General features: G+C 55.2%; 7 protein-coding genes and 1 riboswitch. All 7 genes read right to left on the bottom strand.

The window, feature by feature from the left end:
- Window positions 1-96: 96 nt before the first annotated feature.
- The gene (cbiE, locus tag HPS53_RS10305; RefSeq protein WP_253942878.1) at window positions 97-1380 is read right to left on the bottom strand and encodes a precorrin-6y C5,15-methyltransferase (decarboxylating) subunit CbiE; all 1284 of its coding nucleotides are present in this window, start codon (window positions 1378-1380) and stop codon (window positions 97-99) included.
- A gap of 18 nt (window positions 1381-1398) precedes the next feature.
- The gene (gene cobJ / locus HPS53_RS10310; protein ID WP_172206044.1) at window positions 1399-2808 is read right to left on the bottom strand and encodes a precorrin-3B C(17)-methyltransferase; all 1410 of its coding nucleotides are present in this window, start codon (window positions 2806-2808) and stop codon (window positions 1399-1401) included.
- A 180-nt stretch (window positions 2809-2988) separates the two neighbouring features.
- Window positions 2989-6105 carry a glycoside hydrolase family 2 TIM barrel-domain containing protein gene (locus HPS53_RS10315; protein WP_172206046.1) on the bottom strand — a complete coding sequence of 1039 codons (3117 nt, stop codon included), beginning with the start codon at window positions 6103-6105 and terminating at the stop codon, window positions 2989-2991.
- 229 nt (window positions 6106-6334) lie between these two features.
- Window positions 6335-8395, bottom strand: a complete 2061-nt coding sequence (locus tag HPS53_RS10320) for a TonB-dependent siderophore receptor (RefSeq protein ID WP_172206048.1) — start codon at window positions 8393-8395, stop codon at window positions 6335-6337.
- A gap of 34 nt (window positions 8396-8429) precedes the next feature.
- Window positions 8430-9455 carry a sirohydrochlorin cobaltochelatase gene (locus HPS53_RS10325; protein ID WP_172206050.1) on the bottom strand — a complete coding sequence of 342 codons (1026 nt, stop codon included), beginning with the start codon at window positions 9453-9455 and terminating at the stop codon, window positions 8430-8432.
- Window positions 9456-9474: 19 nt separating this feature from the next.
- Window positions 9475-11598: a TonB-dependent siderophore receptor gene (locus HPS53_RS10330; protein ID WP_172206052.1), complete on the bottom strand. Its 2124-nt coding sequence runs from the start codon at window positions 11596-11598 to the stop codon at window positions 9475-9477.
- 151 nt (window positions 11599-11749) lie between these two features.
- Window positions 11750-11942: riboswitch (cobalamin riboswitch) on the bottom strand.
- Window positions 11943-12511: 569 nt separating this feature from the next.
- Window positions 12512-13531 carry an iron ABC transporter permease gene (locus tag HPS53_RS10335; RefSeq protein WP_172206152.1) on the bottom strand — a complete coding sequence of 340 codons (1020 nt, stop codon included), beginning with the start codon at window positions 13529-13531 and terminating at the stop codon, window positions 12512-12514.

Here is a 13531-nt window from a genome sequence, read left to right on the forward strand (position 1 = left end):
AGAGAGGCCATAATCCTGCTATCATCGGTATGCCCCGTCATTGGGGCATGTTTCACGCTGAAGCACAAACCGCCCCATCGCACTGCAAGAATATGACTAACTCTTCTCCGCCTTCAATATATCTATCGGATTATAGTCGTCAAGAGCGACATGGGCGACAGGACGAAACGTCAATCCAAGTTCACGTGCCGTCGCCTCGAAAGCCTTGCGGCTGTCTTCGCTCACCGAGTTCATCACTATCACGCCGCCATGTGTCATCGTCCGCAAGCCGTCAGGACACCTGCTGCCGGCATCTGGTAACAGGTAGGCCACACGGGCCATGATCTCAGAGAGCCGACCACCATGCCCTCCTATGAAAACAGCGTCAGGACGGGGCAATACCGACAGGTCGGCATCAAGGAAATCTCCTATAACCGTCTTTATCCCCGGTATCCCGAATCGGCGGCTGTTGGCCTCGATGAGTGCCTTTCCCTCACTTCGCACCTCGAAAGAGACCACTTCGAGATGCGGGAATTGCATCTTGGCTTCTATCGATACCGATCCGGTACAGAAACCGATGTCCCACAAGACCGACCGTGACGGCAGGCCGAGAGCCTGCAACGCTAACAGCCGTATTGGCATCTTGGTTATCATCCGACTGCGCCCCGGCAGATGGTCGAACTCCGTGTCGGGTATTCCGAAACGACGTTCTCGCCGGTATGTGGCGGTCAGTATAATGCAGTTGGGAGAGGAGAACTCACGTTCAGCGGCCTCTCCCACCGTCTGCGTGGTGATGCGCTCACGCTCTGCGTTACCCAAATTCTCACCCACTGTCATCAGATAATTATCGTATCCGAAGTCCATCATGCGGCGGGCAATGGCAGCGGGAGTGCGCTCACGGTCTGTAAGGACACCAATCAAAGGACAGCACTTTATCAACGCACGGTCAAGCCCGTGCCAAGGGCGGCCGGTGAGCGACACGACACGCATGTCGTGATATGGGATCACCATGCGGTGGGCAAGCGTTTGCAGGGAGTTGAACGCCGGATAAAGCCTTATCGGCACGAAAGGAAGCTTCCGCCTGACGGTATTCGCAAAACCGAAGAACAGCGGATCGCCGGAGGCGAACACAACAATGCGCTCACGATAGTTCTCGTAAACACCGAAAACAGCGTCTATCGGCACGGTAATATCTATCCACTCGGCATCTTGCGGAAGCATGGCCGCAACTATCTCATGGTGACGCCGTCCGCCGGAGAACACCCTGGAAGATTTTATTTCCGAAACGACCTCGGGCGGAAACCACGGCGAACGGTTGTCTGTAAGACCTATGATGACAAACTCCCTATCGCCAGCCGAGCCCATCGGGCTGACGGCCGGCCGCATTTCGCCACTAATCATGCTCTGCTCCATGCACCGTCACACGTCTCTGCCGGGGCGAAGAGCCTCAGCGTCGTTAAAACACAGAATGGCGTTGACAAGCGTTGCGGCGATGCTGCTGCCGCCCTTACGTCCTTCAACTATTATCTTGGGAATACCGGCAAACGTCTTGACCATGTGCTTCGACTCCCTGACATGCACGAAACCGACAGGTGCGGCTATCACTCCGGCAGGCCGTGCCTTGCCTTTCCGAATGAGATCGCACAGTTCCATGAGTGCCGTCGGGGCATTACCGAACACAAACAAAGCGTCGGGATGCTCACTAACGGCGAGCCTTATCCCGGCCTGCGTGCGGGTGATTCCCTCACGAGAGGCCATATCGGCCACCCTCGGGTCGCCAAGATAGCATTTGGCCTCGACACCGAGACGGGCCAACGCACCTTTCCTAATGCCGCTCGTGACCATCGTCACGTCGCTGACAATGGTTGTCAACCTACCAGTGCTCACCATGCCATATAACGCCTCCACCGCACCTAGGTCGGTGTGGAGTATGTTTTCCATATCAAAGTCGGCCGTGGTGTGTATCGCATGCAGCAAAGCCCACTTGCGGCCGAGACTTATATCATTGTCCTTCAGTTCGCTCTCTATCGTCAGGAAACTGCGTATCATTATGTCCTGCCCCACCCGTCCGGTGGCCGCGGCATCGTCACTATAATATCCGCGAGGAGTGATGAAACGCCCGTCGCGCAGATACGACTGCGAGTTTCCTATCAGAACGACAGTGAACATATCGGCATCATCGGGGTTAAAATCGCCCAATGAGACGAGTACGGCCGTCTGCTCCGGACGGCCTGCCTGCCGCACAAGCCCCACAGGAGTGGACAATGAACGCCCGGAAGCGATAAATATCTCTTTCAGACGGTGCAGTTGCCAGTAGCGGCCATGACTGCGCGGGTTATATACAGCCGTGACAAAATCGGCGGTGGCGGCGGCGGTGACGCGCTTCTCTATCACCTCCCACGGTGTCATGAGATCGGAAAGGGAAATCACGCAGAAATCGTGCCCCACGGGAGCGCCAAGGATGGAGGCCGCTTTCTGAAAGGCCGAGATACCCGGATAGGCAGTAATCTCCACATCACTGCCCCGTTCGAGTTTCATCTCGTATATGAGCGGAGCCATTCCGTAGATGCCGGCATCGCCCGAACTGATGACAACCACCGTGCGGCCGCTCTCGGCCAGTTCGAAAGCCTGCCGCGCCCGCTCACGCTCCTGTCTCATGCCGCTGTCCACACACACGGCATCCGGCTTCAAATAAGGTTCGATGAACCGGAAATAATATTTATACCCCACCACGATGTCGGCCTCGCCGATTGCCGAAAGCACTGCCGGCGTGATATCTTCGGCACTGCCGGGACCTATCCCGGCTATCATAATTCTTGGTTTGCTCATAACGTCCGCATTGTCTTTAACGCCACAAAGTTACATCAAAAAAACGAGACATCGGCCGCAAGTCCGGAAGAAACGACACACACGCCACCATTTGCCTGCCTGGCAAAGCGATATGTCAAAGCATATATTATTCGTCTTACAACACCCATGCGCCAACAGCCATTAAAAGCTATCGCTCTATCAATATACCGGCTTGATTATGAAAGTGAAATCATAGTCACCATAAGGTACGCGGTATTGGCGTAGCGGGCGGGCACCCCAACTGTTGACACAGGCAAGTCCGGCCTGCCGCTGCTGGATATGCACCTGAGTGACACCGCTCTCGACCAGGTCGCCACTGTGCCGGCCGTGACGGTGTTCCTTGACCGGACCGTCATCGAGATCTTCGGTCAGATAGTTGAGCGCTCCGCACTCCATTGGAGCGATACCGTAGAATGCCAATCCACGGCCTGTTTTGCCGTCATATACCGTAAACCGGCGCACGTCGGTGTGGTTGCCGCTCTCCTGGGGACGGATGTAGGGGAAGTATTGCGAAGCCACGGTGGTATCCTCCTTGATGACAAACTGGCTGCTGTTGCGGTCGGCATAGTTCTCCACCGGCCCACGGCCATGATAGCTGACGCGGTCGAAACGCTCCGGCATACGCAACTGCATGCCGTAACGAAACATCTCGGGCACCTTGGCCGAGCGGTCGGCAGTCATCTTCTGGTTCACTATCAGTTCGCCTGTTGCGGTGAGAGTGTATGTCATCGTGAGCACGGCCGATACAGACGGCATGTCAAACACGGCCTTGACTGTATGCGCCCCTATGGTGTCGGCAGCCGTGACAGACCGCAGTTTGTAAACGGGCGAACGCCACACAGCGTATTCACGTTGAAGTTTGGCCCCATAGTCGTTGTCGGTGGGAGCCCGCCAGAACTCGGGGGTCACAGCCTCACGGTCGGCAAGCATCGCCACTCCGCCTGCGTCGAGATAGTCAATCCATCCCGAATGGCGCCCGATGGTCACATCCGTACCTGCCGCCGACATCTTTATATAAGACTCTGTCTCGGTCACTTTCACCGCCACTGGATTTTGGCCCGCTCCACGAGCGATTACGGCCGAGGCCGTGGGGAAGGTGTAGGGCCGCACGACAAACTGCCTTCGGGCCACAGTCTGCCCCTTGTCGACGAGCGGAGCCGCCTCACGGGTGCGGAAAGCAAAGTTTACCACAATCTCGGAACGGGCGCAAGTACCCATAATCTCAGCCAGCTTGTCGCGCAGCGACGCGCTCTCTATCTGCCTGCGGGCCTGCGGCGCGATGCCGCTAATGTCTATCGTGACCACGGCCGACGTGTCTTCACCGCAGTGTCTGACTATCGTGGCCTCAAGAATGAGGTCGTCGAGCGTCTTGAAGAAATTCTCGTTGTACACCTCTATACGGCCGTCGCTGATGCCTTTGTCCTCCACCCATGCGTTCTGATAGTAGTATTGCACTTCATAGGCATGGGGATTGAGGCGTCGGTCGGGCGCGATGATACCGTTACAGTTGAAGTTATAGTCACTCGCCGGATAGCGGCCGTAGTCGCCACCATAGGTGAATATCTCCCGGCCTGTGATGCGGCTGGTGTCCCTGAGTCCCTGATCCACGAAGTCCCAGATGTATCCGCCCTGATATTTGGGGTATTTGCGCACCAGGTCCCAATACTCCTTGAAACCTCCCATAGAGTTACCCATGGCATGGGCATACTCACACTGTATGAGCGGTCGGGGATTGTCACCGCGCGAGTATTCCTCGCACCACTTGTAGTCGAAGTACATCGGACAGAAAATATCGGTCTTGCCGTTCTGCCCCGCCTGCTCATACTGCACGGGGCGTGTATTGTCGAGCTTCTTCACGAGGTCGTATGCCTTCTCGAAGTTTGGTCCGTATCCGGCCTCGTTACCGAGGCTCCACACTATGACCGACGGGTGATTGCCGTATACACGCACATTGGCCTCATTGCGTTCGAGGTGTGCCGATTCATAGTCGGGCCGGCGGGCCAGCGTGTTCTTGCCGTATCCCATTCCGTGACTTTCTATGTTTGCCTCGGCAGTCACGTATATACCGTACTCGTCACAGAGGTCATACCAGCGTGGGTCGTCGGGATAATGGCATGTGCGAACGGCGTTGATGTTGAGGCGTTTCATTATCTTTATGTCCTCTATCATGCGCTCCACACCAACCACGTAACCCCCGTCGGGATCCAGCTCGTGGCGGTCGGCCCCCTTGATGAGCACCGGTTGCCCGTTGACGAGCAACTGCCCGCCACGTATCGCGATGTTCCTGAAACCGATCTTGCACGGTATCACCTCCACTATCTCTGTCCCGCGACGCAACGTCACGTACAGGGTATAGAGATAAGGTGTCTCCGCCGACCACGGACGCACGCCGCCGATACGTGCCACCCCGCCGGCCTTGCCCTCGGCAACAGTAGCCCCGGAGGCGTCCGCGAGGCGGTAGGTGACGGCGGTGTTCTTTCCTCCTGTCACGTCGGCGACCACCCCGAGCAATCCGGTGCGGCAGTCGTCGGCAAGGTCTTGCGTAATCCTAAGGTCGGCAATGCGTGCTTTCGGACGCGCATACAGATACACCTCACGGGCTATTCCGGTGAAGCGCCAGAAATCCTGGTCTTCCAGATACGAGCCGTCGCACCACCGCATCACCTGCATGGCGATGAGGTTACGTCCCGGACGGAGGTATTTCGTGATGTCGAACTCTGCCGCCACTTTCGAGTCTTCACTGTAACCGACGTACCGCCCGTTGACCCAAAGTGTGACATTGCTCGTGGCCGAGCCTATGTGGAAGAACACATCGCTGCCCCGCCACGACTCGGGCAGAGTGAACTCGCGGCGGTATGAGCCGGTATAGTTGTCGGTCTGGCCGACAAACGGAGGGTCGCTTCTGAAAGTGGTGCACCACGCATATCCCACGTTCTTATATATCCGATCGCCATATCCGTGTATTTCAAAAAGCCCCGGGACGGGAAAATCCGCCCAAGCCGAGTCGTCATAACCTGTCTTGAAAAAATCTTTCGGGCGGTCGCCGTGGTTCCGCGCAAAGTTAAACTTCCACTTGCCCTCCATCGACAGATATCGGGCTGAGCGGTGTTTGTCGCCCGCCGTGGCGAGGTCTGTACTCTCGTAAGCGAAAAACGACGCGCGCCGTGGCGCACGGTTATCGCTGTTCACTGTCGGATTAAGCCACGCAGGCACTTTCTCCGCGGCGGCCGCCAGAGATACGGCAACGGCCATAAACAATAAAATCTTTCTTAACATGTCATTCGGTTAATAATCGTTTAAACGTTCAGTAAAGATATATATAATCGCAATTATGTAACACCCGGCAAGACATAATTTAATCTCTTTTAACGAACACCGGACACAAAGCGATCCGCATGCCGTCGTCTCGCCGGAGACAGGCATACGGATCGCCATCCTTGATATAATCGGACTTATGCCGTCAATACCCGTCCGGAACGCTGTCCGGCGGGCGCTCAAACACTCATTACTTGAATGTGAGGCGCAGCCCGACCGTCAGCATGCGGCCCGGGGAATACAGGGCATACTTGCGCATGCTGCTGTCTATGCGGTCGTCGACACGGTCGAAGATATTGTCGACACCAATGCTCGGCTCGAGCAAAAGGTTTTTCAGGCCGTCGAAAGTATGTCTCGTGTTGATGTTCCACACTCCGTAGCCCGGAGCGTTCTCGTATGCGGCATAATAAGTCTTGCTCTGCATGCGGCCGTTGACATTGACATTGAGCCCGTAGCCCCGCCACTTATGATGATAGTTGGCAGCCACTGTCACCGTGTTCTTTATCGAGCGGTCTATCAACTGCCATTCGTCACCGCTCTTGCTGCGCGCATATATATAGGCGTAATTGGCGCTGACATCAAACCCGGGAAGCACATTCACCTGCATGTTGGCCTGCAATCCCTTCACCTCACCCTTGTCACTGTTCATGTATACGGCATACTGCGTCATGCCCTCGGCCTGCTTTTCCGTCATCTCGGGAAACTCTTTCATCAGCATTTCACGCCCCGCGTCATCGAGGGGCACGCTCCCTTTGATTATCATGTCGTCCACAAAGTTCATGAATCCCGTGATACCGACAGTCAGTCTGGCCGTGCGATACTCCGCTCCGACAGAGAAATAGTCGCTCTTCTCGGGCGAAAGGTCTTTGTTTCCGAAAGAGACCTGGGCCTTGCCGCGGTTCACCGAGAAATAATGATAGAACAGCTCGTCAAGCCCCGGGGCTCGGAAACCGCTGCTGTAATTGGCACGGAAGATGAAATTACCCGGTGAATACAACACACCCACCTTCGGACTGAAACGGCTTCCGGCCGTCTCATGATATGTATATCGCACTCCGGCCGTCGCTTTAAGGTTGCGTACGATGCGCTGTTCGTGCTGCGCATATCCCGCCACGGTGTATACGTCGCTGTTGATATTGCCCGATGTGGCGGTGAGATAATCCCTGCGCCAGTCCGCTCCGACCACCGTCGTTCCTCCGTCGACAAGCCCAAGTATCGCTTTCACCTCGGCATCGAGCGTCTTTTGCTTCTTAGACTGGTCGTAATCACCTTTTTTGAAATCCTTGGTATCCACGTCATACTCCTTGCCGTAGCGGTAACGGTCTACCGAGAAGTCGGCCTGCAACGAGTTGCGGACACCGAACTTGTATATACCGCCCACGTTCCAGCGCAGCCCTTTGTAGCGCATCTCGTAGTCGAGACCGCCCGCGATGTCGTCTCTTGTCTCAGGGCGGTCGGTTATCTTGTATGTCCCCTCGATGCCGGCGTTAAGCGCAAGCCGGTCGTCGGGCGAGTAAGTGAACCGCTGGCTGAGCAGATTAGAGCGGTATCCGCTGTACAATGGCGCCATTGTACGCTCCGTCTCGGTGTCGCTTCCTTTCTTGTATATGAGGTCGTTGGTGCGGTAGCTGTCCGCCTCATCGTGCACGAACGACGTTGACGAGCCGAAACCGCGCTTGAATATGTCGACGTTCACAGACTGCGTGAACTTCCCCTTGCCCGACACCCTGGTGTCGCTCACCGCCGACAGCATGTCGCTTGTGGGTTGCTCGGTGATGATGTTTATCACGCCGCCTATCGCGTCGCTGCCATATAGGGAGGATGCCGCACCGTCGAGAACCTCTATGCGCTTCACTCTCGACATGTTGATACGGTTGATGTCGATGTTGTTGGATATGTCACCGCTGAGTTTCCGACCGTTCACAAGTATCAGAATGTACTTGTTGCCAAGTCCGTTGAGCCTCAACTGCGAACCCATGGCATTGGGAGCGAGCGATATTTGCGGTATCATCCGTGTCACGGCATCTTCAAACGTGGACACGCCCTGCTCCCGGATGTCTCTCGCCGATATCACGGTTACAGGCGTAACGGCCGACCTGAGGCGCTGATGGTGTCCGGACCCGGTGACAACCACGGGGTTGAGATTTACCGTGCGGTCTGTCTTTGCCGTATCTCTCTTGGCCACGTGTATCTGCGCGGCCGCACTTGTACCGCACAATATGGCGACCATGAGTAATGTTTTCTTATTCATTGATTAAACAAATTAGAATTTTATCTTGCCATGATTATTCGTCACCGGCCTTATTATATTCCAAAGGTTCTCCGTCGATTGCCGCCTGAGTGTGGCTCATCCAGATCCGGCGGATGTTGGGATAGTCGAGAAGTCCTTCGAGAGTATAATCGTTTCCGTATCCTTTCCCGGTGAAATAGCTGCCCCAATCTTCCACCATATCATTGTGCGCATGGTCTCCCGCGATAGACATAAGCGGATGGCAGTGTACCTTTCCGCCCGTAATGCCCCGTGCAACCATGCGGGCATGCACGTCGTCCACAAAATTATCCTTCATGTCCACCGTTCCCACGAAATAGTTTCCATTGAGTTTTTGCAGTTCCTCTTCAAGCTGCGTGTAGCGTATGTTCGCACTGTAGGTGTCGTAAATATCGGGATTTCCGTGCCCCATCAGAGCCACGATATCTGTCGCCGCCACCGCGCCGAGATTGTCGTCGATGGCCTTTGCCACGTCTTTCACATCGTCAACGGTAGCCATCAGCGGCGCACCGAGATACAAATCGACACTCGCCAGATATCCCGGTTCCATCTCCCTGTACTTGTCATTGCAGAAATCCTTTATGTCATTGACCACACGCGTGTACTCCTCCCCGGGGATGACTTGCAGCGACTGCACCACAATCTCCTTGTAACGGGACTTCCCGAAGGCACGGAGGTAATTCTCGGGGGCATAGTAATTCCTTATCTCCGTATTCTCGTATTTATGCTCTCCCGTGGCGGCACGGTTGCGACAGATAGCCGAAGAGAACGAGATGTACACGTCGTAGCCTGGGAAAGCCTGCTTGTATGCCGTCACGGTCTTGTCGAAAGTGTCAAACGCTTTCTGCCACGTCGACCCGAAAGCGACTATCAACAACGCCTTGTCGCCTTTCTTGTTGGCTTTCACTTCGGCATTTACCGTCTCCTGATAAAGCGCCATATTGTCTTTTATCATGGCCTCGTCGTCATCTCCGCACGCCGTAAAACCTACAGATACCGCCACAGCAAGCATGGCGATAATCAAATGTTTAATCTTCTTCATTGTTTTGATGTTTAAATGTTTAATCTTCTTCATTGTTTTGATGTTTGGTTCCTATCTTATTATAATTGTTCCGCAATTTCTTTCCGTTGTTGAAGCGCAGGGTCAGCGAGGCATACACCGTCGTTCCGGGCGTATTCGTTCCGAGATGCAGGCCATGCGGCGTGCGGTCCACGTAATTGAAGATATTGTCCACTCCGGCCTCAACGCGGCAGGTCGTCTTCCCTGACAGCACAATGTCGTGGCCTGTGTTTATCCTCCATATCTGATAGCCCTTGCCGTTTCCGTTTATCTGGTAATACCTTTTCGACGACATGCGCCCCGATACGCCCACCGTCAACCTGTAAGCATCACCGAAAGCCTGGCTCCACATGGCAAAGATGTTGGCCTTGTGGTGCGCCATGCCGTCTATCGTGACATCGGCAAGCGTCTCCTTCTCTTCATCATATATCCTCGCTCCGGTGTCGAGATAACTGTATCCAGCTCCCGCCGTGATATGCCTGCCGGCATACCGCACGCTGACGTCCGTGCCGTAAGTCTTCGCACTTTCGAGGTTTCTATATTGGCGCACCTTTACCGGCCGGTACTGCAGAAGCAGATCCGACGGCGCTTCCACCGACGGTATGGTCACGAGGTTGATCATGTCGTCAACCCTGTTGTGATACCCCGTGACGGTGACCGTCACCCGGCCTGCCGTATACTCGCCGCCGATGGAGAAATAATCTGATGCCTGTGGCTTGAGCGACGTGTTGCCGAGATACAGATACGTACCGCTCATATACCGCACGTAGTGATAATACAGTTCTTTGGGAGTGGGGGTCTTGAACCCGCGGCTCCACGTACCGCGCAGACGGAAATCGCCGAGGCTGAGCATTGCCGATATTTTCGGCGTCAGGCGCAGGCCGAACTCCTTGTTGCCGGTCAGGCGCAGGCCCGCAGTGATGTTGATAGCCTCCGTCGGACTGTACTCGTCCTGCACGTAAGCGGCTGCGGTATAGTCGCTCACCTTGCCGTCGTCCACCCGCACGGGCGCCTTCAGATAGTCGTAGCGCCACTCCGCCCCGGCACTCAGCCTGTTGCCTCCAGGCAGGGAGAACACCCCTTTCACCGTTGCCATGGTGCGCCGCTGGTCGCTCTGCACCTGCTTCTGTCCGGGGAAATAGGGCACATCGTTCCTGATCGCGCCGTCTACAATACCGTCTGTCAGCGTCACGGCGGTAAAATAATGATAGTACGCATGTCTGTTCCAGTCTACATCAAACCGGATGAAATCATCGTCCCTGAGTTTAAGTTTTCCTCCCGCAGCCAGCGAGCCGTTGTCATATTGAAGATCGTAAGTCTTCACGTCGCACGACGCATACTTGCCGCTCGGGCGGTAGATGCGCTTCCAGTATACCGTCCCGTCGGCATACAGTTCGAGCTTCGGCGTCGGGTTCCACGTCAGCCGCTCGGCAATCTGCCAATTGGTGTGCCGGTTCACGGTCTTGTTTCGCGAGTCGGTGATGAGGAACTCGGTCTGCGCCGGGTCTTCGACCGACGTGTTCTGCCATCCGTCGCTGTGTTGAAGTTGGAAATTGGTGTACGAGCTCACCTTGCCAAGCCTCACGGCGAGGCCGTTGTGCTGCCTGATGTCTCCGTAGCTGCCGGCTCTGGTGGTGTTCTCTATCAGCAGTCCGCTGTCGTGCCTGCGTGTGATTATATTTATCACGCCCGCTATCGCGTCGCTGCCATATAGTGCCGACGACGCCCCCTTGACAATCTCTATACGGTCGATGTTGTGCGGGTCGATGAGACTCAGGTCGTTCTCGCCGCCCACATCGCCGTGAATGCGTTTCCCGTCCACGAGTATCAGTATATAGCTGTTGCCCAGTCCGTTCATCTGCATACCGCTGCCCATGTCGCTCTCGTTGAAGGAGAACGATGACGCCAGTCCGGAGAGAATGTCCTCCAGGCTTCGACCGGCATATCCGGCGAGCATCTTCCTGTTTATCACTTCTGTCTGCACCGGAGCGTTTTTCAGCAGATGCTGCGTGCCCGTTCCCGTCACCACCACCTCGGCGATACTGTCTCCCCTGAGCGTTTGCTGCGCTCCGGCTGTCACCGCGATGCCTAATACGGCGGCTGTCAATATGTATTTGTTGCTCATGCGGGTTTTGGTTTATCGTTTTACGGGATATTGGGGAAAGCCTGTTTCCCATATCCCAAGCACGCTCACAGAATAACGGCATCACCGATACTATATGCCCACGAAAGTATTTGCTTTCAGCGCAGCTTCAAATCCTGGAAGCGGCATGCTTTTTCTCACACGGATAAACGGCAGGTATTCTGGCTTTCCCCTGTCTGCCCTGCCTTCCCGCTTCGCATACGAAGCAGTGGCGTTATACGGGCAGACCGTAGTTAAAACGGGGATTACAGCTGCAGGAACAGCTCCGGTCTTTCACTCGGATTCCCTTTCATCAAGCGACATCGGCCGCATGATTGCCTGTTTTCCGTTTGCAAAGTTATAGTTTAATATCGGAACGAGCAAATTTTAACGGCGTTTTTTTATTTTTTACAGTCCGATATGATGCACGGCAAGTCTTCGGGCACACGTCAGCATGTAAACATATTATCATAAAAAAACGCCTTTCATTTTTCTCGTTCCAGAAAAACGACTCTATATGCAACACGATACACAACGTGATAGAACACTTCTTGCCAAATGATAATTTTACCGATTTTCCGCAACGGGATGCCCGTTGGGAGCCGTTTGGCAGGTAATCGCGATCCGTTTAGCGGCTCGTTGTCTTCCATTTAGCATCCCGTTGCGAGGTAACGGGACGCTAAATGGAAAAAATCAGAATGGCAAGTGAAGCCTGTCTTGACCGGAGAGCAGAAACAACGGGCGTATCACGCTGACACACAAACGGTTGAATAAAACCGTCCATAACCGGCGTATTTCCGACCGCCGGATTATTAATTTCAAAACAAGCGAAACATGAAAGGCGTTTTGTAAATATAATTACAATAAAATGTCTGATTGGAAATGTCCGGCAAGCCTCCGTATGCCGCACTCCCCGTCATCCCCTGCGCTTGAAAAGGATGAAAGCCACGACAGGCGCGCCGACCAAAGCGGTGACAGAGTTTACCGGAAGAGCACCCTCGAAGCCGGGAATGCGGGCTATCAGGTTGCAGAGCAGGGCAAGAGCGGCGCCGGTAAGCATGGTGCCCGGCATGAGTATACGGTGGTCGGAAGTACGGAATATTGCACGGCAGAGATGCGGAACGGCCAGGCCGATGAACATGACCGGACCGCAATAGGCCGTGACGATGGCCACAAGCACGCCCGAACTGACGATCACCCTCATGCGGGCACGGCGCACGTCAAGACCGAGATTACGGGCATAGTCGTCGCCGAGCAACAGCAGGTTCATGGTCTTCACGAGCAGGAAAGCGGGCGGCAGGAGAACGGCCATAAGCACGATGAAGAGCATCATGGCATCGCCGGACACACGGGCGAAACTGCCAAGCCCCCAGACCACGTATGCCTTGACATCCTCTTCGGCGCTGAAAAACTTCATCACGCCGATAATCGCGTTTGCGAGATAGCCGATCATCACGCCGATGATAAGCAGGGTGACGTTGCCCCTGACCTTCTGCGCGACATAAAGGATAAGGGACATCACGGCAAGCGATCCGACAATGGCGGCCACCGACATGGCCACGTCGCCGATATAGCCCATGCGGCTGAGAGCCACACCGCCCAATGAGCCGGAGAGCAACACCACAAAGGCCACGCCGAGACTGGCGCCGCTGCTGATACCGAGCACCGACGGTCCGGCAAGAGGATTGCGGAAAACGGTCTGCATCTGCAATCCGGCAACCGAAAGACCCGCCCCCGCGGCTATGGCGGTGAGCGCCTGCGGCACGCGCGACTTGACAATGATGTTTCTCCATATCTCCGACACGCCGTCGTCACCGACCAGTATGCGGCATATATCGGCCATGGGTATTCGTATGGTACCGATGAACACGTTGACAAGAAAAAGCAACGCTATCACGGCGGTGAGCATAATGGTGAGCGGCAACGGGCGGCGCAT

This window comes from Prevotella sp. PTAC, assembly GCF_013166535.1.
Taxonomy (GTDB): Bacteria; Bacteroidota; Bacteroidia; order Bacteroidales; family Bacteroidaceae; genus Prevotella.